Origin of the sequence: Rhizocola hellebori, from assembly GCF_016862955.1 — a bacterium.
Classification (GTDB): domain Bacteria; phylum Actinomycetota; class Actinomycetes; order Mycobacteriales; family Micromonosporaceae; genus Rhizocola; species Rhizocola hellebori.
In genome coordinates this window covers 1-21,434 of record NZ_BONY01000061.1, presented here as the reverse complement: position 1 = coordinate 21,434, position 21,434 = coordinate 1, and the positions used below count along the sequence as shown (strand labels likewise).

Below are 21,434 nucleotides of genomic sequence, written 5' to 3'. Positions count from 1 at the left end.
TTTATTCGCTGAGCCAGCCGCGCTTGGCGGCCTCGGCGCCGAGGGCGAACTGGTTCTTGGCGCCGGTGGCGTTCTTCATCGCCGCGATGTGCTCGTGGACGGCCCGCTCGCTGAGGAAGACCAGCTTGGCGATGGTGGAGATCGTGAAACCGGCAGCAAGGAGCAGCAGAATGCGCCGCTGGATGACCGGCGGCTCTCCACTCTCCTCACGCATGCTCTGACGGTAGCGTTCCCGGACCCCTGCCATCAACCCGGCCCTTATGTCAACTGAGCCGTGAATTCGGCCACGCAAGAGTGGGCTCGCCGCCAGGTGCCGAAACCGCCAAGGCAAGATGGCGGAAAGGGTGATACTTGACAGCGCAGAAGGATCGCGTGTGAGAGGGCGGCAGCCGGTGGGCAGCATCGTCGCGGAGAACCGAAAGAACCTGATGCTTTTCTCGGGCCGGGCCTATCCCGGGCTCGCGAATGAGATCGGGGAGGTGCTCGGGATCGGCGTCACCGAGACCACCGCCTACGACTTTGCCGGTGGGGAGACCTTCGTCAGGTACACGGAGTCGGTTCGCGGTTCGGATGCGTTCATTGTGCAGTCGATTACCGCGCCGGTGAACAAATGGTTCATGGAGACGTTGTTGATGGTCGATGCCGCGAAGCGGGGTTCGGCCAAGCGCATCACCGTGGTTCTGCCGTTCTACCCCTATGCGCGCCAGGACAAGAAGCACCGCGGCCGGGAGCCGGTTTCGGCCCGGCTGGTGGCCGATCTGCTGAAGACGGCCGGTGCCAACCGGATCCTCACCGTCGATCTGCACACCGCGCAGATTCAGGGTTTCTTCGATGGACCGGTGGACCATCTCTTCGCGATGGACGTGCTCGCCGGGTACATCGAAAAAGCTTATGGAGATCGCCCGTTGACGATGGTGGCGCCCGACTCGGGGCGGGTCCGCGTCGCTGAGCGGTGGACAGACCGGCTGGGTGGTTGCCCGCTGGCCTTCATCCACAAGACGCGCGATATCACCGCGCCGAATCAGGTGGTCGCCAATCGGGTCATCGGTGATGTGGTCGGGCGCACCTGCATCGTGGTGGACGACATGATCGACACTGCTGGCACCATCTGCAAGGCGGCCGACATCCTCTTCGACTCGGGCGCGGCGGACGTGATCGTGGCCTCGACCCACGCGGTCAACTCCGATCCGGCCACCGAGCGGCTCAAGAACAGCCGGATCCGGGAGGTGGTGGTGACCAACACCCTTCCGCTGTCGCCGGAGAAGCAGTTCGACAAGCTCACCGTGCTGTCCATCGCGCCGCTGCTCGCCCGTGCCATCCGTGAGGTCTTCGACGACGGTTCGGTCACCACCCTGTTTGGCGGTCTTTCTTAGAAATCGGGTAAGCTCTGCGGGTTGCCACGGCGAGGGTGTGCCCAGCGCACCGTTATCGACGCGGAGAGCTCCGGCTCGTCGTGCGCTTGGACTTACCGACGACCGTTGAGCAGGAGAAGAAAATGGCTACCGGTATTAAGATCAGCGCCGAACCGCGCACCGAGTTCGGCAAGGGCTTTGCCCGCCGGGCGCGCAAGGCCGGCCTCGTTCCCGCGGTTATCTACGGCCACGGCGAGGCGCCGCGGCACATCGCGCTGCCGGCCAAGGAGTTCGCCGCGGCGATCCGGCACGGCGGTTTGAACACCGTGTTCGACATCAATGTCTCTGATGGTCACCAGACCCTGGCGCTGCCCAAGGCGATCCAGCGTGACCCGTTGAAGGACACCTTCCGCCATGTCGATCTGATCATCGTCAAGCGCGGCGAGATGGTGACCGTCGACGTCCCGGTGCACGTGGTCGGCGAGGCCGCCAAGGGCACCCTGGTGATGGTGGAGCACGACCGCATCTCGCTCAACGCCGAGGCGCTGCACCTGCCCGAGCATGTCGACGCGTCGGTCGAGGGCCTGGACACCGGCTCGCACGTCACCGCCGGCGACATCAAGCTGCCCAAGGGCGCGACTCTGGTCACCGACCCGGAGACGGTGCTCGTCGTGGTCGCCCACGCGCCGACGGCCGAGGAGATGGAAGGCCCGACCGAGGCTGCCGAGACCGAAGAGGCGGCCGAGGGCGAAGAGGCTGCCGCCGAAGAGGGCGAAAAGTCCGAGTAACTCATTGGATTCGGAGTCTCTGTCTCTGGTACCAAAGACAGAGACTCCGAACAGGGAGAGACTATGCAGCCGTGGCTGATCGTCGGGTTGGGTAACCCGGGGCCCAAGTATGCCGGTAACCGGCACAACGTGGGCTTCATGGTGGTGGACCTGCTCGCCAAGCGCACGGGTGCGAAATTCAGCAGGCACCGCAAGACGATGGCCGAAGTGGCGGAAACCCGACTCGGCTACGGTCTGGAGGCGCCTCAGCTGGTGCTGGCAAAACCGTTGACGTATATGAACCTTTCCGGTGGCCCGGTCACCGCGCTCGGCAACTTCTACAAGGTGCCACTGGCACAGGTCATCGCGGTTCACGACGAGCTGGACATCCCTTACGGCCAGCTGCGTTTGAAGGTCGGCGGGGGCGAGGGCGGCCACAATGGACTTCGCTCGATGAGCGGCTCTATGTCCACAAAGGACTATGTGCGGCTGCGGTTCGGCATAGGACGCCCGCCGGGTCGCCAGGACCCGGCCGACTTTGTGCTGTCGGATTTCAACACCGCTGAGCGAAAAGAGTTGGAGTTCCTGGTCGACCGGGCCGCTGACGCGGTCGAGGCCGTTGTGGTGAAAGGGCTGGCCCCCGCTCAGCAGATCTATCACACAGCGTGACATTTCCTTGCTTTCGCCGTTGAACGACCAGTAGCGGCGAAACTTGGGGGCAATGCATGGAAAAACGGCCGCGACCCTATCCACATCGAGGCCGTAGGACTTCCGCCCTCGACTATCCACCCACTCCCGCCGGGCCGGCCCCGTTCAGTCCGGCGCCGGTGGGACTCATCGCGGTGCGCCCGCAGCAGAACCATTCGCCGGGCCGCCATGCGACGCGTCAGCTCCCGCCCAAGCAGCGTCCCGGCTGGGAACAGCGGTACCAGCGCACGCTGGTGGCACTCGACCTGACCGTGGGGGCCGCCGCCGGAGCACTGGCCTACATGTTTCGTTTCGGCGGCCCGGTCACGCCCTTCACCCGTACCTATCTAATCCTGTCCTTGCTTTTGCCTTTTGCCTTGGTCGGGGCGATCGCGGTAACCCGGGCCTACGACAAGCGCTACCTGTTCGTGGGAACCGACGAGTATGACCGCGTCCTGCGCGGCGGGCTGTGGCTCATCGCCATGGCCTCGATCGTGTCGTATGCGCTGGAGTTGCCGACCGCCCGTTCGTATGTGCTGATTGCGTTGCCGGCGGCCACCGCGGCCATGGTGGTGGGGCGTTTCCTGCTGCGGCACCGGCTGCACAGCCGCCGTGATCGCGGTGAATGCCTGCGGCGGGTGGTGGTGGTCGGGCATGAGCTGGCGATCATCGGGCTGACCCGGCAGCTGCGCCGGGAAAGGTTCCACGGCCTGGAGGTGGTGGGCGCCTGCCTGCCGCCCAAAAGCGATGGCCGCGTTGGCCTTCCGGTCTACGGCACCTTCGACGATGTGGCCACCGCGGTGGCGGTCGCCAGGGCCGACACGGTGATTGTGCTCAGCTGTCCGGAACTGGACGGTCATGCGCTGCGAAGGATGGCCTGGCATCTGGAGCGCGACGAGATCGATTTGATCGTGGCGAGCTCGCTGATCGATGTGGCCGGCGACCGGACCACCATCCGGCCGGTCGACGGCTTGCCGATGTTGCATGTGGAGCATCCGCGCCTGTCCGGTGGCAGCCGGGTGGTCAAGGAGCTGGTCGACCGCGCGGGCGCCGCCCTGCTGCTCCTGCTGCTTTCCCCGCTGCTGGCGGCGCTCGCGATCTGGATCAAGGTGGACTCGGCCGGTCCGGTCCTGTTCACCCAGATCCGGGTGGGGCGCGACGGCCGCGAGTTCCGGATTTATAAGTTCCGAACCATGTATACCGACGCGGAGGCGCGGCTGGCCGAGCTGAGGCACCTCAACGAGGGCGACGGCGTGCTGTTCAAGATGCGCAACGACCCCCGGGTCACGGCGGTGGGGCGGACCCTGCGACGTTACTCACTCGATGAGTTTCCGCAGCTCTTCAACGTGGTACTGGGACAGATGTCGCTGGTCGGCCCGCGGCCCCCGCTGCCGGGGGAAGTCGCGGCGTACGCTGACGATGTGCGTCGAAGGCTGGCCGTCAAGCCAGGCATGACCGGGCTGTGGCAGGTGTCGGGCCGTTCGGACCTTTCGTGGGAGGAAGCGATCAGGTTGGATCTCCGCTATGTGGAAAACTGGTCGCTGTCCATGGATGTGGTCATCATGCTGCGCACACTGACAGCGGTGATCCGCAGCTCGGGAGCGTATTGATGGCACCGGTTTCCGATGGGGCCTTTGCGGCCTGGCTGGCAGGCAAGGTCGGTGAGCTCCTGCTGGGGCTGCAGGCGACGATGGCCTTCGATGATCCTGACGCGCTGCGCCACGCCGGCGACAAGCAGGCGCACGATCTTTTGGTGACCGAGCTGTCGCGCTGGCGTCCGGCCGATGCCGTGCTGTCGGAGGAGGCGCTTGAGGACAACCCGATCCGGCTGACCTCCGAGCGGGTGTGGATTGTCGATCCACTCGATGGCACCCGCGAGTTCGGCGAGCCTGGCCGGTCCGATTGGGCCGTGCATGTGGCGCTGTGGAGCAGGCAGACGGAAAGCCTCGCGGCGGGGGCGATCGCGCTGCCCGCGGTGTCGCGGGTGCTGTCCACCGACGTGGCGCCGTCCTATCCGCCGCTGCATCCCTCCGCCGCGGCGGGTGGCCCGATCCGGATAGTGACCAGCCGCACCCGTCCGCCGTCGTTCCTGCCCGCGTTGGCGAGCTCGATCGGGGCCGAGCTGGTGCCGATGGGTTCCGCGGGCGCGAAGATCGCTGCGGTGATCACGGGCGAGGCCGACGCCTATATCCACGCGGGCGGCCAGTACGAGTGGGACTCAGCCGCGCCGGTAGCGGTTGCCCTGGCCACCGGCCTGCACGCGTCTCGGATCGATGGAAGTCCATTGGTCTACAACCGGCCGGATCCGTCTCTGCCCGATCTGCTCGTCTGCCGCGCCGATCTCGCTGCCCGGTTGCTGTCGGCAGTGTCACAGCATGGTTGATCCCGTGCGGGGGCACGGGTTACGTTAATCCCCACTAAAGAACTAGGAAAGGTCTGAAAATATGCAGCCCGCGGCCTACCGGGTGAGCCACCTGGATGCTCTCGAAGCCGAGAGCATCTTTGTCATGCGCGAGGTCGTGGCCGAGTTCGAGCGGCCGGTGCTGCTCTTCTCCGGCGGCAAGGACTCGATTGTCATGCTTCGCTTGGCGCAGAAGGCTTTCCATCCCGGGCGCATCCCTTTCCCGGTCATGCACATCGACACCGGCCACAACTTTCCCGAAGTGATCAAGTACCGCGACGATCGCGTCGCCGAGCTGAACGTGCAGCTGATCATCGCCAGCGTCCCCGAGGCGTTGGAGCGCGGCCTGGTCCAGGAGCCGCCGGGCGGGTCCCGTAACCGGATCCAGACCCCGGTCCTGCTCGACGCCGTGGAGAAATACCGCTTCGACGCGCTTTTCGGCGGCGCCCGGCGCGATGAGGAGAAGGCTCGCGCGAAGGAGCGCATGTTCAGCTTCCGCGACGAGTTCGGGCAGTGGGACCCGAAGAACCAGCGGCCCGAGCTGTGGTCGCTCTACAACGGGCGGCACAACCCGGGCGAGTCGATCCGCGTGTTCCCCCTGTCGAATTGGACAGAGCTGGACATCTGGCATTACATCGAGCGCGATCGCGTGCCGCTGCCGTCCATCTACTTCGCCCACGATCGTGAGGTGGTCGAGCGCGAGGGCATGCTCTACGCGGTCGGCGAGTTCATCACGCCCAAGGCGGGTGAGGCCGTCACCAAGCAGCGGGTGCGCTACCGCACCGTCGGCGATGCGACCTGCACGGCCGCCATCGCCTCCGACGCCGATGACGTGGCCAAGGTGATCGACGAGGTCGCCGCGACGCGGATCACCGAACGAGGCGCGACCCGTGGCGATGACAAGGTGAGCGAAGCGGCCATGGAAGACCGCAAGCGGGAAGGTTACTTCTGATGAGCAACGTCGACATCCTTCGGTTCGCGACCGCCGGGAGCGTGGACGATGGAAAGTCCACTCTCATCGGGCGGCTCCTCTACGACACGAAGTCGCTATTCACCGACCAGCTGGAAGCGGTTGAGGCGGTCAGTGCCGCGCGCGGCGACGAATACACCAACCTCGCGCTGCTGACCGATGGGCTGCGCGCGGAGCGGGAGCAGGGCATCACCATCGATGTCGCCTACCGCTATTTCGCCACCCCCCGGCGCAAGTTCATCATCGCCGACACCCCGGGTCACATTCAGTACACCCGGAACATGGTCACCGGCGCCTCCACCGCCGACCTCGCGCTGGTGCTGGTCGACGCGCGCAAGGGCATCCTGGAGCAGTCGCGCCGGCACGCCTTCCTGTGCTCCATGCTGCGCGTGCCGCACCTGGTGCTGTGCGTCAACAAGATGGACCTCGTGGACTGGTCGCAGCAGGTCTACGAAAAGATCGTCCGCGAGTTCACCGACTTCGCCGCCAAACTGGAGATCACCGATCTGTCGATCATCCCGATCTCGGCGCTCAAGGGCGACAACATCGTCACCCGCTCGACGAACATGCCCTGGTATGAAGGGCCGTCGCTGCTGCACCACCTCGAACACGTGCACATCGCCTCCGACCGCAACCTCGTCGATGTGCGTTTCCCCGTGCAATATGTGGTGCGTCCGCAGTCGACCACGGTCACCGACTACCGCGGCTACGCCGGACAGGTCGCCTCGGGTGTGCTCAAGGCCGGCGATGAAGTTCTTGTGCTGCCAAGCGGTTTCACCACTCAGATCACCTCCATCGAGACCGCCGACGGCGAGGTTTCCGAAGCCTTCCCGCCTATGTCGGTCACGGTCCGCCTCGCCGACGAGATCGACATCTCGCGCGGCGACCTGATCTGCCGTCCCAACAACGCCCCAGCCGTGGCGCAAGATGTGGAAGCCTTGGTGTGCTGGATGGACGAGACGAAACCGCTGCAGGTCGGCGCCAAATACGCCATCAAACACACCACCCGCAGCGCCCGGGCCATCGTGCGCGCGCTGCACTACCGCCTCGACGTCAACTCGCTGCACCGCGACGATCAGGCGAATGACTTGTCGCTCAACGAGATCGGCCGGGTCAAGCTGCGCACCACGGTGCCGTTGCTAGCCGACGAGTACAGGCGGAACAGGACAACGGGAGGCTTCATCATCATCGACGAAACCTCCAACCGCACAGTCGGCGCCGGCATGATCGTCGAAGCCGTTTAAAAGCTTCATTGCGCCGGTCCGTTGTGGTCCCTCGCCGTAACTCCCGTGCGGCGAACGTTAGGTCCGTGCGCGGTAAATTCTGGCGCGTGCTAAGGCAACGCGGGGACAGCGCCGCCGTGAGGCGGCGCTGCGTTAGCGCAGGGCGTCGACGACTGCGCGAAGCTGGGCGATAACGCCCGCCAGCGAGGTGGTGTCGCCGGCGACGGTTACCGACTTGAGCTCGTTGGGCTTGGGGAGTTTGGAAACGATGTCGGGCAGGTTGCTGATGAGGCGGGCCTGGATCGCGGCGGAAGACTGGTCGTTGCTTATCTCCTGGCGCAGCTTGGTGCGTTCGATGTCGAGCAGGTGCGCCTCGTGGCCGTTCTGCGCCCTGGCGGTGGCGGTCTCCAGCTCGTAGTCGAGCTTGAGCTTCTGCAGCATGTGGTCCAGCTCGATGCGCAGGCGTCCTATCTCCACCTCCTGCGCGTGCCGTTCCTGCTCGAGGCCGATCGCGTGGCGCTGGGTCTCGTCGCGTTGGGCCGCAAGCTTTCGCGCGTCCTCCTGCTCGCGTTCGCCGCGTTTGAGCTCGTTGAGGGCCTGGCGCGCGGCGATGATCTCGGCCGCGTTCAGCTCGGCCAGCTGGGCGATCTGGTTCTGCTCGGCCCGATAGGGCTTCTGCAGGTTCTCCCAGAGCCGGGTTGAGCTGACAATCGCCTCCTTGATCTGCACGGTGACGATGCGCAGCCCGAGCCCGCCCTCGGCCACGTCGCGTAGGCGCGTGGTGAGCTCCTCGATGATGGGCTGCTTGTCGCTGAGCACCTCGTGCACGCTCATGGTGGCGACCTTGTCCTTGATGGCCGCTTCGGCTTGCTCCTTGAGCTGGAGGTTGACCAGCTTCATGGGATCGCTGGAGTCGCCGAAATCGAGCTTCTGGTAGGCGACCGCGATGTCCTGCACTATCCATTGCACATAGGCCTGGACGACCACGCCCTGCAATTCGCGGCAGATGCAGTAGGCGTTCAGCAGAATCGTCTGCATCGTGCCCGGTACCACGAGATAGGAGTCTTTCAAGGGGTTGTAGCGGAACGAGACTCCCAGTCCTATGTGGACAGGCTCGGCATGGCCGCGTCTGGTGTGCACCACGAAAGCGTTCGGCGGCACCAGGACCGTCTTCCACCGGCCGAAGCCGGTGATGCGCACATCCACCGCGCTGGGCGCGGATTCGGGCCCGGGGCCTACGGCGCGAGCGCGCTTGAACTGCGGCGAGGCCTGCTTGCTCGGCCGCAGGTCCTCCTCGAGGGCGGCTTGCTGAGCCACGACCCGATCGAGGTAGGCGTTGCTTTGATCGCTCGGGGACATGCCGGGCACCCTATCAACTCACGTCTACGCGTGCCCCCGTCAGCGCGGAGGCCTCGGCGGCCGCGAGGATCGCTACGACATCACGTCCAAATCGGACATCAAGTGGATGGCGGCCCGTCGGCACAGCCTCGATGAGCTGCGAGATCGCCCTGCTCAGCGAGCCGACCGCGTCGCCGTCGAATTTGGGCAGGGTCACCCAGCCGGACTCGCCGTGCAGGGTGGTCTCTGCGCGCGAGGCGAGCGGTGCCGAGTCGAGCGTGAGCGCCATCGTGCTCACCGCACCGCCGGCATGAGTCGAGGTCACGTGGGTGGTTTGGCGTGGCCCGCTGACCGCGACCACGGAGGTGACCGGCCCGAGCACCGGGATCAGCAGGGACAGCGCGTGCGGCCCGATGTCCCACAGCCCGCCGTGCTGCTGTCGCCATACCGACTCTGCGTAAGGACTGCCCTCCCCGTAGATCGAGCCGAACGAGATGGCCTGGCCGCCGTGCCAGCCCCCGGTGTCGATGGCCTTCGCCAACGCTTCCGTCGTGGTCGGCTGGTACCGATGGGTGAAGAAGATGACCGAAGCAAGGCCCCGCGCCTCCACCTCGGCCACGACCGCATCGGCGTCGGCCACCGTCAGCGCGAGTGGCTTGTCCAGCAACAGGTGCTTGCCGGCCCGAGCCGCTTGCAGGGCAAGCGAAGCCTGCACATCCGGTGGCAGCGCGAAAGCCACCGCATCCACCTCCGCCAGCAACGCGCCGACCTCGTCGAAGGCGCGCACCCCGAACACCTGGGCAAGCGAAGAGGCCTTGGCCGGGTTTCTTCCCCACACCCCAGCGAATTCCACCTCAGGATGGGCCGCGAGCGCCGCCCCGTGCACCTCGCGAGCCCAATGCCCGGTCCCGAACAACCCAAATCTCATGCTCCAAAAGTAGAGTGCGGGTTATGGGTGACGGCACTGGGGCGGAGGCGACGTTCGCCGGCGATCAGGCGGCGCGGGCGTTGGGGATCAAGGCGCTTGAGCTGTCGCCGGGAGCGGCGGTGCTGGAGATGACGGTGACCGAGACGATGGTCAACGGACACGGCATGGCACACGGCGGGTTGGTGTTCCTGCTCGCTGACACGGCTTTCGCGTGTGCGTGCAACTATCCGGGCGCGGTGACCGTGGCGGCCGGTGCGGACATCACCTTCGTCAGCCAGGGCCGGGTGGGCGAGGTGCTCACCGCGCGGGCCGTGGAGCGGCAGCGGTATGGGCGGTCCGGCATCTACGACGTCACGGTGAGCTGCGGCGAGCGGGTGGTGGCCGAGTTCCGCGGGTTGAGCCGCACCTTGCGCTGACCCGGCCGGGCGGATGTCTCACGCGACGCGATGCGCCCCCGGGCCGGGCGTGGCGGGGAAGCAGACGGGTGGGGCGAAACCGTTGTCGGCGAAGGCTTTGCTGACCGCGGTTTCGACCTGGGCGGCGGCCGGCTCGTCGATGAGGGCGAGCACGCATCCGCCGAAGCCGCCGCCGGTCATCCGCGCGCCGTAGGCACCGGCGGCGAGCGCTGCCTCGACAGCGATGTCGAGCTCCGGCACGGTGACCTCGAAGTCGTCGCGAAGCGAGACGTGCGAGGCGGTCATCAGCGGCCCGATCTCGCGAACCCTTGCCGCGCGCAGAAGCTCGACGGTTTCCAGGACGCGCTGGTTCTCTGTGATGACATGACGCGCACGTGGTACCAAGGAAGAATCAAGCTTTGAAAGATCGTCAAGGGTGGCGTCTCGCAGAGCGGGCACCCCGATCTGCGCGGCGGCCTGTTCACACGAGGTGCGGCGGGCGGCGTATTCGCCGTCGACAAGCGCATGCGGGGCGCGGGTGTCGATGACGAGGATGGAAAGCCCTTGCGCCGCAAGGTCGAAAGGGATCTGCTCGGTCTGCAGCGTGCGGCAGTCGAGAAAAAGCGCATGGCCTTCCTGGGAAAGCGTGGACGCGGCCTGGTCCATGATGCCGCAGGGAACGCCGACGTAGACGTTCTCGGCGCGTTGCGCGAGCGCGGCCCGCTGGGCCAGCGGGATGTCCAGCCCGGCCAGCTCAACGAAAGCCGTGAGAACGGCGCATTCGATTGCGGCGCTTGACGAAAGGCCCGCACCGACGGGCACGTCGGAGATGAGCGCGAGGTCGGCGCCAGGCACCTCATGGCCCGCGTCGCGAAGCGCCCAGATCACCGCGGCCACATAGGCGGCCCAGCCGGTGACCGGCTCGGACAGGTCAAAGTGGACGGTCTCGCCCCGGGAGGCGATGCTCCACCGCGCTTCCGAGCGCAGGTTCACCTTGAGGGTCGCGCGCTGGGGCAGGGCAAAGGGAAGCACGAACCCGTCGCAGTAGTCGGTGTGCTCGCCGATCAGGTTGACCCGCCCCGGAGCGGTGAAGATGCCATCAGCCATGGCGGTAGAACTCCCATGCGTCCGAGACGATGTCGCGCAGCTGCGGCCGGGCCGGAACCCAGCTCAGCTCGCGGCGCGCCTTTTCCGAAGATGCGTAAAGCGAGGCGGGATCGCCGGGCCTGCGTGGCGCGATCTCGACCGGAATGGCGTGCCCGGTCACCTCGCGCACCGCGTCGACCACCTGGCGGTTGGAGAAGCCGGTGCCGTTGCCCAGGTTGTAGATGCGGTGCTCGCTCTTGGTCAGCGCGCCAAGCGCGAGCAGGTGGGCCTGGGCTAGATCGGCGACGTGGATGTAGTCGCGCACGCAGGTCCCGTCGGGGGTCGGGTAGTCGTCACCGAACAGCTGCAGCTTCTCGCGCTTGCCGGCGGCGACTTCGAGGGCGATCGGGATGAGGTGGGTCTCCGGATCGTGGCGCTCGCCGAGCATGGTGCCGTCGGGGTGGATCAGAGCGCCAGCCACGTTGAAGTAGCGCAAGCTGATCGCGGCCAGCTCGTGCGCGTGTGCTTCTGAGGTGATCGCCATGTCGACCGCCAGCTTGGTGGCCCCATAGGTGTTGACCGGCTTGGTGATCGCGGTCTCGGTGAGCGGCAGCTCGGACGGATCGCCATAGGTCGCTGCCGTTGAGGAGAAGATTATTCTGGGTACCCCAGCCGCCCGCATCGCGTCGAGGAGAGCCAGCGAGCCCGTGGTGTTGTTGTCCCAGTGCCATTCCGGGTGAGCCATGGATTCGCCTGCGGCGATGAGCCCGGCGAAGTGGAACACCGCGTCGAAGCCGGCCTCCCGCGTCAGCACCCGCCCCGCATCATGCACCCGGGCCTGGACGAAATCGGCCCCGGCGGGCACCTGCGCGGAGTCGTTGCGGGAGAGGTCGTCGAGCACCACCACTTGGTGGCCGGCATCGAGCAGAAGCCGGGTTACTACACTGCCGACGTAACCGGCGCCACCGGTCACCAGAAGCTTCATGGGTGTGAGCTTAGCTTTCCCCATAACTGGACACAAACCAACAATTGCGAACGCCCTATTATTCGATAGTGGCTTTACCTAAACAGCGGATTGCGCGATCGATCGTGCGAGCCGCCGATGGGCTGACCAGGTGGACAACACGGGTGCTCGGAGCTGAATCGACCGCGGGCCGAGAGCAGATCTCCGACGATGAGCTGGGTAAATTGGTGGCCGCCAATATCAAGCTCGATCCGGAGGAGCGGCTTGTCATCGGTAAGGCACTGGCCCGCTCCCGGGCTTCGCTGCGCGAGGTGATGGTGCCGCGCACCGAGGTCTCCTTCCTCAAGCTCTCCATGCGCATCAAGGACGCCGTGGTGGTCGCCAAGGACGCCGGGCACACCCGCTTTCCCGTCGCCGACGGCAGCGACGACGACATCGTGGGCTTCGTCCACCTCCGCGACCTGCTGTGGAACCCGTTCCCGGACAACCCCGTGGCCGACCTCGTCCGCGATGTCAAGCGCCTGCCCGGGAGCAAGCGGGTGCTCGCCGCGCTCAGCGAGATGCGCCGCGAGCGGCACACCCTTGCCGTGGTGGTGGACGAATACGGCGGGACAGCGGGCATCGTGACCCTCGAGGATCTGATCGAGGAGCTGGTCGGCGAGATCCACGACGAGTACGACGAGACCCCCACCCACGCCACCCAGAGCGAAACCTCCGAAGTGGACGGTCGGCTCAACCTTTCCGACTTCGCCGAGCGCACCGGCGTCGAGCTGCCCGACGGTCCCTACGAGACGGTCGGCGGCTTCATCATGAGCGTGCTGGGCCGCCTGCCGGTGCTCGGCGACACCGTCGTGCTGGAGGCCTACCTTCTGGAGGTGGTCAAGCTGGAGGGGCGACGGGTGGCCGGGGTGAGGATCACCCCGCTGATCGAAACCGCATGAGACGGTGGCTTCCCTACGCCGTCGTGCCGGTGACCTTCGCCGCGGGGCTGTGGCAGAAGTGGCCGTGCCATTCGGCAGGCTGGCCCTATAACCGAGCGTTGATCTTCGGCAAGCTCTGCTACAGCGATCTTCCTGTGCTCTATGCCGATCGCGGCCTGGCCGAGGGCCACTTTCCCTATGCCACCGAGCGTTCGTTCGAGTACCCGGTCATCCTCGGCTATCTCGCCGACCTCACCGCCCGGCTGGCCTCCTCGGCCCAGTCCTACTTCCTGCTCAATCTGCTGGTGTTGCTCGCCTGCACCCTGGTCACCGTCTGGGCGACCATCGCCCTTGTCGACGGCCATGGGGCTCTCCCTTGGCGGCTCCGCGGTGTCGGCGGGCGGCCGGGCGAGGTCCTGGGCCGAGGCGGCTGGGCCGGGCTGCTGGTGGCCGCCTCGCTGGTGCTCGCGCTGACCGGCACCATCAACTGGGACATGGTGCCGGTCATGTTCGTCAGCCTCGCCATGCTGGCCTGGGCTCGGCACCGCCCGCACCTGGCCGGGCTCGCCATCGGGCTCGGGACGGCGACCAAGCTCTATCCGGCCCTGCTGTTGTTCGCCCTGCTGGTGTTGACCTTCTCCACCCGCCGCTGGCGGCCGTTCCTCCAGGCCGCCGCGGCCGCGGCGGGTGCCTGGGTGGCGGTCAACCTGCCGGTGATGGTGCTCTTTCCCCACGGGTGGGCGGTGTTCTGGGAGCTGAATTCGCAGCGCGAGGCCGACTTCGGCTCGGTGTTCTACGCGCTCGGCCTGATCGGCTCAGCGACGCCGGCCGCGCTGAACGCCGTGTCGATCGTCCTGTTTGGACTATCCCTGGCCGGCATCGGGTTCTTCGCGCCGCGTCGGCTCGAAGTCCTTGTCCTGCTGACGATTGCGGCGTTCCTCATCACGAACAAGGTTTACTCGCCGCAATACGTGCTGTGGTTGCTGCCGCTGGCCGTGGTCGCGGGCGCGTCGCTGCCGGTGATCGCGGCCTGGCAGCTCGCCGAGACCGCCTACTGGTGGGCGGTGTGGAAGCACCTGCTCATGGCGATCCCGGACCGGCTTTACGCGGCCGTGGTCTTCGTGCGGATCGCGGCCGAGCTGCTGCTCTGTGTGGCGGTGCTAGCGAATAGGAAGCTTGTGCCAGACCAGCCCATTGTCGGAGATGAGCACCCAGCCCGTGCGCAGGAAGTCGATGGCGACGTAGCCGTCGCGCGTGGCGCGTAGCTCGCCGACGTTGCGCAGGCCCGAGTCGGCCAATGTCCAGGTGGCGCCCATGTTCTCGGTGAAGAACCATTCGCTGGCTCCGGCGGCGACCAGCAATCGCCCGTCGGGCAACATGATTGGATCGCCGTGGACGATAGGCATGTTCGGGTTTTCGCTTACCAGCTGGAAGCCGGTCTCGGTCACGAAATACAGCCGGTGGCCGACGATCGCGATCACCTTGTCGCCCGCCACGGTGGCGTTCGCCCGGCCGGCCGGGACGTCCAGCGGCACTGTTGCCCAGGAAGCGCTGTTGCCCGGATCGGCGCTGAAGGCAAACGCCATCCTGCCGTCGGCAGTGGAGGTTTGCGCCCACCACACGCCGAGCGCGGTGGCGCGGGGGAAGACCCAGGGCCGGTCGGTCAGCGCCTGCGGCCACACCTCGCCACCCCACGGAGGGCGATCGCGGCGGGTGTAGCCCGGCAGGATCTCCCAATGCTCGCCGCCGTCACCGGATTTGGCGTAGACGTCGGCGCTGGTGCGCAGGATGTTCTCGCCGTCGACGTTCAGCTCGACGATGTCGCCGGGTAGATCCGGTACCGAAGAAGGCTCATGAACGCTACGAATGATCAACCCGGAGCCGGCGAAGGTGAGCACCGACGGGCTCGGCGTGGGCTTGTCGAGCGGGGTGAGCGGCGGTGGCCGCAACGCGAAGAAGCCGATGGCCGTGGCGAAGACCACCGCCAGCGCGGCCGAGGTCTGCGCGACGCGGCGGTTGGTGCGGATGCGATCCGCCCGCTGCCGCACCCTGTCCAGCGGCGGGGCCTCGACGTCGTCTAGCAATCCTTTGAGCGCCTCACGTCCCCGGGAGAGGCGGGACTTCACGGTGCCCACAGGGACCTCCAGAATCGCGGCAACCTCATCTACCGGAAGATCGGCCAGATAGTGCAGAACGATGACCTCGCGATAGTTCTTAGGCAGGGTGGCCAGCGCATCGCGAAGGTCAGCCCGGTCCGGCTCGGGCGCCTCTTGGAGCATCTTGGCCAGCGGCCGTTCACGCAACAGGATCGTGTTGAGCAGCTGTTTGCGTCGCCAGCGCCGGCGCACGATGTTGACGGCGACCGTGCGCAGCCAAGCTTCGGGCGCGTCGACGTCGCGCAGCTGGCCCCGGCGGGCAAGCGCGCGGGCGAAGGCCTCCTGGACGGCGTCCTGCGCTTCGGTCAGATCGGTGGTGAAGGCGTAAACCTGCGCCACCAGCCGCCGGTAGCTGACGTGATAGAGGTCGCCAATCTCGCTCTGCACGCTTGGGTGAGTCCCCCCGGCCTGATTCGGTTCCGTCGTGAGGATGGGAGAATAGCCGTCATGCCTGATGCATCGCGACCGAGAGTTCTTTCCGGCATCCAGCCGACCGCGGATTCCTATCACCTGGGTAATTTCCTGGGCGCGGTGCGCAACTGGGTGGCCATGCAGGACGATTACGACGCCTTCTATTGCGTCGTCGACCTGCACGCGATCACCTCCGGGCACGACCCGAAGCTGCTGCGCGAGCGCACCAGGGTGAGCATCGCCCAGCTGCTGGCGCTCGGGCTCGATCCGGCGCGCTGCACGCTGTTCGTCCAGTCGCACGTGCCGGAGCACGCTCAGCTCGGCTGGGTGATGGGCTGCATCACCGGTTTCGGCGAGGCAAGCCGGATGACCCAGTTCAAGGACAAGTCGAGCAAGCAGGGCGCCGAGCGCTCCAGCGTGGGCCTGTTCACCTACCCGATCCTGCAAGCGGCCGACATTTTGCTCTATCACGCCGATCGGGTACCGGTGGGCGAGGACCAGCGCCAGCACCTGGAGCTGACCCGCGATCTCGCGCAGCGGTTCAACACGCTTTTCGGTGACACCTTCACCGTGCCGCAGCCGCACATCATCAAGGAAACGGCGAAGATCGTCGATCTGCAGGATCCGACGGCGAAGATGTCCAAGTCGGCTTCGACCGCGAACGGCCTGGTCGAGCTGCTGGAGGAGCCCGCCAAGGCGGCAAAGAAGATCAAGTCGGCGGTAACCGACACCGGCCGTGAGATCATCTTCGATGCGGAGAACAAGCCCGGCGTGAGCAACCTGCTGACGATCTACTCGGCGCTGTCCGGCCGCAGCATCTCCGAGCTGGTTTCCGCCTACGACGGCAAGGGCTATGGTGATCTGAAGAAAGATCTTGCGGAGGTGGTGGTCGAGTTCATCACCCCCATCCAGAAGCGCACCAAGGAGTACCTTGATGATCCGGGACAGCTGGACAAGGTGCTCGCGATCGGGGCCGACAAGGCTCGCAACGTCGCTGCGCCTACGCTGGCCAAGGTCTACGACCGCATCGGTTTCTTACGTCCCGCCGCATAGGGGTGCTAGATGGAACGCACGATTGGCGTCGCGATAGGCGTCCCCCAACCGTGGGGCGCCGAGCTTGACGCCCATCGTGCGTCGACCGGCGATCCGATGGCGCCGCTGGTGCCGGCGCACGTCACGCTGCTCGGCCCCACCGCGCTGCCCATCTCCTCCAAGCTGGACGAAGAGATCGATGATCTGCTGGAGGCGGCCGCCACCGGCCGAGATCCGTTCCCGATCCAGCTGCGCGGCACCGGCACGTTTCGCCCGGTGAGCCAGGTGGTCTTCGTCGCGCTCGCCTCCGGCATCGTGGAGTGCGAGCAGCTGGCCGAGGCGGTGCGGTTCGGGCCACTGCGCCGCGAGCTGGTCCATCCGTACCATCCGCACGTCACCGTGGCCCACGACGTCCCCGCGCCAGCGATGGACGATATCTTCCAGCGGCTGGCCGATTACTCGGCGACCTTCGAGGTGGATCACTTCACCCGCTATGAGCACAGCGGTGACGGCAGGTGGCGGCCAATACGCTCGTACAAGCTCGGTCAGGGCTGAGTCAGCCGGGCGGAAAGCCTCGCGAACCCGGCGCGGATCTCCTCCGGCGTGGGCTCCGAGGCCGGTTCGTGGTCGTGGTCGTCTTCATAGTCGTCGTCGAAGTCGAAGTCGGAGTCCAACACGTCGTCGTCCTCCTCGGCCACGGACTCCAGCGCCTCCTGCCGAGCACGGGCGATATCGTCGCGGATCTCGCCCAGCGTCGTGGCCGGGAGCAGAGGCTCCACCACCGCGAGCAGGTTGTCGTCGGCCACCGCGTGCTCGGCGAGCGCGTTGGCGTGCGCGTATTCGTACGGCCCGAACACCGCCTCCCAGTCCTCGCCCTCGTCGAGCGAGCCGATGGTGATGATCCACGGAAGGTCGTGCTGTGGCGCGTCGTCCGGAAGGTCCAATGTCACAACTGTTCCCATCGGAACATCATTGCGGTTGATTGCCGCTGGGCTCGTCTAGGTCCACCGTGTCGTGTTCCCGGGGCCGGCCCCACGCAAGATCGAAAACTCGGCCGTTGGACGAAGTGGCAGCCCACGCCGCCGCCCAGATCACGATCTGGTTGAAGATATAGAGGTAGACCAGCAGACCCACCGAGGTGGCCACGATGGCGTAGGCGGGGTTGCGCTCGGTCCGGGTGATGAGGAACCGTCCGAGCCAGTTGAGCAGGGTCAACCCGATCGCGATGCCGATCACCGATGGCAGCAGCCGCCGGACCGACAGGTGCATCCGGGGCAGCACCGTCATCAGCCCGAAGGCGATCACCAGGTTGATCGCGAAGGCGAGCGCGAGCACGCCCGCCCCGAACCAGAACGTCTGATCGGCCCCTCCCGAGATCCACTCGAAGAGGCGCTCCAGGCCGTTGGAGACGCCCAGCGAGATCGCCATCATCAAACCGAAGACGATGAGGGTACCGAGATCGACCAGCCGCAACACCAAAAAGTTGCCCGGATGCTGGTCAAGCCGCCATACCGCCCGCAGCGAGGAACGCCAAGCATCCACCCAGCCGATCCCAGCGAAGATCAAGCTGATGGTACCGATGGTGGTCAGCGAGGCCGAGTTAGCCTTCAGCGCGTCGACGTTGATGGTCGTGAAATACCGCTGCAGGAACGCGTCGACGTCGCTGACCGTCTCGGGGTTGGCCGACACGATATTGATCAGCACCGAGTAGACCACCATGGCCAGCGCGAACACCGCGAAGAAGCCGTAATAGGCGATCGCCGCCGACAACCGCCCGCCGAGCACCTCGCCGTAGCGCTCCTTGGCACGCCAAAAATGATCGAAGAGCGGCGAGCGCTTCCGTCCCCAATTCACCACCCGGTGATATCGCGTGGAGATACGCTCCGTCATGGTCTGGAAGCGCTGAATCACCACACCTCCATCATTCCGCCCGCCGCCTGTCCCGCTCAGCTCTATCGCGATCAAAGGTCAGCGGCCCGTGGGGCGGCGTCCAATGGGATGGTTCAATCCACTTACGCGGATCCAGGTGCGCCGGAAGCCGCCGGTCGCCCGCATCGAGCAACGGAACAACTCCCGGATAGGGCTCCACAAATCCGCCATCATGGTCGATCAGAACGATCCTGCATCCCCCAGCCCCCGCCAGCCGTGCGAAAGTCCGCAGACGCACATCCGTGATCCTCGCGGACTCCAAGCCGCTGATGGTCGCAGTGCTAATCCCAGCGAGAACGGCCATCTCACGCTGACTCGCATCAGCCCGCCGCCGAAGAATCCGCACGTAGTCGCCAAGGCGCTCAGTCAGATCAGGCAGATCCATAGCCGAAGTCTCACGCCCCCGATCTCCCAGCGACAGCCCTGTGGATATCCCCTGTGGACAACCTCCCGCCCTCTCCGAGTCGCCTTTCTAATGCAGAGATGCAGGCGAATGGTGAAGCTTTCTGTGTGGGGTGCCTTCCCAACGCCTGCATCCCTGCGCCAGCTGCACAACGCAAAGGTGCCAGCGTCGGCGAGGCTGTGGATGGGTGTCTTCGCGAGGCCTGCACCTCTGCGTTGACTGGCTGATGCAGAGGTGTAGGTGGTGGCGAAGCTGGGGGTAGGCGGGGCGTCCTCGCGGGGCCTACATCTCTGTGCTAGCGGGATGATGCAGAGATATAGGTGGCGGCGAAGCTATGGATAAGCGGGTGCCTTCTCGACGCCAGCGTCTCTGGGTTGGCTGGCTGGTGCAGAGGTGTGGGTAGTGGCGCTGAGGGTGGGGGGTCCTCGTGGGACCTACATCTCTGTGTTAGCGGTGTGATGCAGAGGTGTAGGTGGTGGCGAGGCTATGGGTCGGCCGGGTGTCTTCCCGACGCCGGTGTCTCTGCGTTAGTGGGGTGATGCAGAGGTGGTCGTGAGGCTGTGGGTGAGTGATGTGTCTTCGCGTGGGACCTACATCTCTGCGTTGGTTGGGTGATGCAGAGATGTAGGTGGTGCCAAAGCTGTGGGTGAGTGAGGATGCCTTCCCACGCCTCCGTCTCTGCGTTAGTGGGGCGATGCAGAGATGCAGGTGGTAACGCGGCCGGGGCTGTCGGTGGCGGGGCCTGCATCTCTGGGTTAGATGGGTGATGCAGAGATGCAGGCGGCGCGGGTGGTGTGCCGGAGCCAGGGGTTTAGGGCTTGGTCCAGGCGGCGGTGTTGGGGGGTAGCGAGCCGTCGGTGGAGAGGGGGCCGCTGGCGAGGAGGATCTCGCCGGTTAGCGGGTAGTCCTGCTCGCTTATGTTGACCACGACGGTGCGGTCGCCGCGTTTGAAGGCGAGGACCCCGTCCGGTGCGTTGAGCCAGTGCAGCGGGCCGTTGAAGCCGCGGCGCAGTTTCAGCGCGGCGCGGTAGAAGTTGAGCGTGGAGGCGGGATCGTTCTCCTGTGCCTGCGCGGTGAGCGCGTTCCACCGCTCGGGCTGTGGTAGCCACGGGTTAGTCCAGGCCAGATCGCCTGTGCCCCAAGGAATCGGCACGCGGCAACCATCGCGGCTCTCGCCTGTGCGTTTGAAGGCTGGGTCTTCGCGAAGCTCGTCCGGCAGGTCCAGCACCTCGTCGAGGCCGAGCTCTTCGCCGTTGTACAGGTAGGCGGAACCGGGTAGCGCCAGCATCAGCAAGGTTCCCGCCTTCGCCTTGGCCAGTGAGTCGTAGCGGGTCACGTGCCGGTATCTGTCGTGATTGGACAAGACCCAGGTGGTAGGCGCGCCAACCAGATCGGCCTCGGCCAGGGACTTGTCTATGATGCCGCGGAACGACTTGGCGTCGAACTCGGCCATCATGAAGTCGAAGTTGAAGGCCTGGTGCAGCTCGTCGCTGCCGATGTAGCGAGCCAGCCGCTGCGGCGACTCCACCCATGCCTCGGCCACGCCTATGGCGCCGTAGGAGTCGAGGATCGGGCGCCACTCGCGATAGATCTCGTGCACACCGTCCTGGTCGAAGTAGGGCAGCGGTTCGTGGCCGAGCAGCTCGACCTGGCGGCCGTCGCGGGCTCCGACATCGGGCAGGCCGTCAGCCTTGATCATGCCGTGAGCCACGTCGATGCGGAAGCCGTCGACGCCGCGGTCGAGCCAGAACCGGATTATGTCAACGAATTCGGCCCGCACTTCGGGGTTTTCCCAGTTGAGGTCGGGCTGTTCGGGGTCGAACAGGTGCAGGTACCACTGCCCGTCGCTGACCTGGGTCCAGGCCGGGCCGCCGAAGATCGACTCCCAGTCGTTGGGCGCGTCACGGAAGATGTACCGATCGCGGTTCTTGCCGGCTAGCGCTTCTTGGAACCAGGGGTGGGCGCTGGAGGAGTGGTTGGGCACGATGTCGACGATCACCCTGATGCCGAGCGCGTGGGCCTGCTCAACGAGCGCGTCGAAATCTCCCAGCGTTCCGAAGCGCGGATCGACGTCGCGGTAGTCGGACACGTCGTAGCCGCCGTCGGCCAGCGGTGAGGTGTAGAAGGGGCTCAGCCAGATCGCATCCACGCCCAGCTCGGCCAGATAGGGCAGCTTTTGCCGCGCTCCGATCAGATCGCCTGTGCCGTCGCCGTTTCCGTCGGCGAAGCTACGCGGATAGATCTGGTACACCACGGCATCACGCCACCAGTTGTCGCTCACTGGTGAAGGATGCCCTGCAAGGCCTGCAAGGGTCAAGCAGGAGTTTTCAGAAACTTTCATCGCGGTGCCGCCGCTGTGCTTCCCCGCACCACGAGCTCGGGGCGGAAGATGTACTCCGAATGGGGCGCGGGATGCCCCTTGATTTCATCGACAAGTGCCCGAACGGCTGCCACGGCCATCGCCCGGACCGG

At 66.0% G+C, this 21,434-nt stretch carries 22 protein-coding genes and 1 pseudogene; 12 read left to right on the top strand and 11 right to left on the bottom strand.

Annotation, left to right across the window (positions count from 1 at the left end):
• Position 1: 1 nt before the first annotated feature.
• Positions 2-214, bottom strand: coding sequence for a LuxR C-terminal-related transcriptional regulator (locus Rhe02_RS35450; protein ID WP_203912822.1), 213 nt, complete (start codon positions 212-214; stop codon positions 2-4).
• 178 nt (positions 215-392) lie between these two features.
• On the opposite strand from Rhe02_RS35450, the gene Rhe02_RS35445 reads away from it, so the two are divergent.
• From Rhe02_RS35445 to Rhe02_RS35415, 7 genes are all read left to right on the top strand, one after another.
• Positions 393-1,373 carry a ribose-phosphate diphosphokinase gene (locus tag Rhe02_RS35445; protein ID WP_203912857.1) on the top strand — a complete coding sequence of 327 codons (981 nt, stop codon included), beginning with the start codon at positions 393-395 and terminating at the stop codon, positions 1,371-1,373.
• 122 nt (positions 1,374-1,495) lie between these two features.
• Complete coding sequence (locus Rhe02_RS35440) at positions 1,496-2,140, top strand: 50S ribosomal protein L25/general stress protein Ctc (RefSeq protein WP_203912821.1); 645 nt, start codon at positions 1,496-1,498, stop codon at positions 2,138-2,140.
• Between the two features lie 63 nt (positions 2,141-2,203).
• Positions 2,204-2,788: an aminoacyl-tRNA hydrolase gene (gene pth / locus Rhe02_RS35435; protein ID WP_203912820.1), complete on the top strand. Its 585-nt coding sequence runs from the start codon at positions 2,204-2,206 to the stop codon at positions 2,786-2,788.
• A 158-nt stretch (positions 2,789-2,946) separates the two neighbouring features.
• Complete coding sequence (locus Rhe02_RS35430; RefSeq protein WP_373320755.1) at positions 2,947-4,416, top strand: sugar transferase; 1,470 nt, start codon at positions 2,947-2,949, stop codon at positions 4,414-4,416.
• Positions 4,416-5,189, top strand: coding sequence for a 3'(2'),5'-bisphosphate nucleotidase CysQ (locus Rhe02_RS35425; protein ID WP_203912818.1), 774 nt, complete (start codon positions 4,416-4,418; stop codon positions 5,187-5,189). The genes Rhe02_RS35430 and Rhe02_RS35425 overlap by 1 nt, the downstream gene beginning before the upstream one ends.
• Before the next feature lie 61 nt (positions 5,190-5,250).
• Positions 5,251-6,159: a sulfate adenylyltransferase subunit CysD gene (gene cysD / locus Rhe02_RS35420; RefSeq protein WP_203912817.1), complete on the top strand. Its 909-nt coding sequence runs from the start codon at positions 5,251-5,253 to the stop codon at positions 6,157-6,159.
• Positions 6,159-7,421 carry a sulfate adenylyltransferase subunit 1 gene (locus Rhe02_RS35415; protein ID WP_203912816.1) on the top strand — a complete coding sequence of 421 codons (1,263 nt, stop codon included), beginning with the start codon at positions 6,159-6,161 and terminating at the stop codon, positions 7,419-7,421. Before cysD ends, Rhe02_RS35415 begins: the two co-directional genes overlap by 1 nt.
• A 132-nt stretch (positions 7,422-7,553) precedes the next feature.
• On the opposite strand, the gene Rhe02_RS35410 is transcribed toward Rhe02_RS35415, so the two are convergent.
• Complete coding sequence (locus Rhe02_RS35410; RefSeq protein ID WP_203912815.1) at positions 7,554-8,759, bottom strand: SPFH domain-containing protein; 1,206 nt, start codon at positions 8,757-8,759, stop codon at positions 7,554-7,556.
• 13 nt (positions 8,760-8,772) lie between these two features.
• Positions 8,773-9,666 (bottom strand): Gfo/Idh/MocA family protein, encoded by an 894-nt coding sequence (locus tag Rhe02_RS35405; RefSeq protein WP_203912814.1) that lies wholly within the window; start codon positions 9,664-9,666, stop codon positions 8,773-8,775.
• A 23-nt stretch (positions 9,667-9,689) separates the two neighbouring features.
• Between Rhe02_RS35405 and paaI the strand changes: the two genes are divergently transcribed.
• On the top strand, positions 9,690-10,082 hold the full coding sequence (gene paaI, locus Rhe02_RS35400; protein ID WP_203912813.1) for a hydroxyphenylacetyl-CoA thioesterase PaaI: 393 nt from the start codon (positions 9,690-9,692) through the stop codon (positions 10,080-10,082).
• An 18-nt stretch (positions 10,083-10,100) separates the two neighbouring features.
• Here the strand turns inward: paaI and galK are convergent, their stop codons facing one another.
• Positions 10,101-11,168 carry a galactokinase gene (galK, locus tag Rhe02_RS35395; protein ID WP_203912812.1) on the bottom strand — a complete coding sequence of 356 codons (1,068 nt, stop codon included), beginning with the start codon at positions 11,166-11,168 and terminating at the stop codon, positions 10,101-10,103.
• Entirely contained in the window at positions 11,161-12,132 is a 972-nt protein-coding gene (gene galE / locus Rhe02_RS35390) for a UDP-glucose 4-epimerase GalE (RefSeq protein ID WP_203912811.1), read from the bottom strand. Before galE ends, galK begins: the two co-directional genes overlap by 8 nt.
• A 68-nt stretch (positions 12,133-12,200) precedes the next feature.
• Between galE and Rhe02_RS35385 the strand changes: the two genes are divergently transcribed.
• Positions 12,201-13,052, top strand: a complete 852-nt coding sequence (locus tag Rhe02_RS35385; RefSeq protein WP_239124262.1) for a hemolysin family protein — start codon at positions 12,201-12,203, stop codon at positions 13,050-13,052.
• Complete coding sequence (locus Rhe02_RS35380) at positions 13,049-14,296, top strand: glycosyltransferase 87 family protein (protein ID WP_203912810.1); 1,248 nt, start codon at positions 13,049-13,051, stop codon at positions 14,294-14,296. Before Rhe02_RS35385 ends, Rhe02_RS35380 begins: the two co-directional genes overlap by 4 nt.
• Here the strand turns inward: Rhe02_RS35380 and Rhe02_RS50170 are convergent.
• Positions 14,192-15,574, bottom strand: coding sequence for an RNA polymerase sigma factor (locus Rhe02_RS50170; protein ID WP_239124261.1), 1,383 nt, complete (start codon positions 15,572-15,574; stop codon positions 14,192-14,194). The two genes, Rhe02_RS35380 and Rhe02_RS50170, sit on opposite strands and share 105 nt — an antisense overlap.
• 60 nt (positions 15,575-15,634) lie before the next feature.
• On the opposite strand from Rhe02_RS50170, the gene trpS reads away from it, so the two are divergent.
• Positions 15,635-16,651 carry a tryptophan--tRNA ligase gene (gene trpS, locus Rhe02_RS35370; protein ID WP_373320753.1) on the top strand — a complete coding sequence of 339 codons (1,017 nt, stop codon included), beginning with the start codon at positions 15,635-15,637 and terminating at the stop codon, positions 16,649-16,651.
• Between the two features lie 9 nt (positions 16,652-16,660).
• Positions 16,661-17,185, top strand: a complete 525-nt coding sequence (locus Rhe02_RS35365) for a 2'-5' RNA ligase family protein (RefSeq protein WP_203912809.1) — start codon at positions 16,661-16,663, stop codon at positions 17,183-17,185.
• Here Rhe02_RS35365 and Rhe02_RS35360 read toward each other — a convergent pair.
• The 5 genes and pseudogenes from Rhe02_RS35360 to Rhe02_RS35340 all read right to left on the bottom strand — a co-directional run.
• Positions 17,176-17,592 (bottom strand): hypothetical protein, encoded by a 417-nt coding sequence (locus tag Rhe02_RS35360; protein WP_203912808.1) that lies wholly within the window; start codon positions 17,590-17,592, stop codon positions 17,176-17,178. The two genes, Rhe02_RS35365 and Rhe02_RS35360, sit on opposite strands and share 10 nt — an antisense overlap.
• Positions 17,593-17,599: 7 nt before the next feature.
• Entirely contained in the window at positions 17,600-18,541 is a 942-nt protein-coding gene (locus tag Rhe02_RS35355) for a YihY/virulence factor BrkB family protein (protein ID WP_203912807.1), read from the bottom strand.
• Between the two features lie 10 nt (positions 18,542-18,551).
• Entirely contained in the window at positions 18,552-18,944 is a 393-nt protein-coding gene (locus Rhe02_RS51055; RefSeq protein WP_203912806.1) for a helix-turn-helix domain-containing protein, read from the bottom strand.
• 829 nt (positions 18,945-19,773) lie between these two features.
• Complete coding sequence (locus Rhe02_RS35345; protein WP_203912805.1) at positions 19,774-21,303, bottom strand: glycoside hydrolase family 13 protein; 1,530 nt, start codon at positions 21,301-21,303, stop codon at positions 19,774-19,776.
• Positions 21,300-21,434, bottom strand: a pseudogene (locus Rhe02_RS35340) (LacI family transcriptional regulator); the annotation flags it as partial. The gene Rhe02_RS35345 and the pseudogene Rhe02_RS35340, both read right to left, overlap by 4 nt.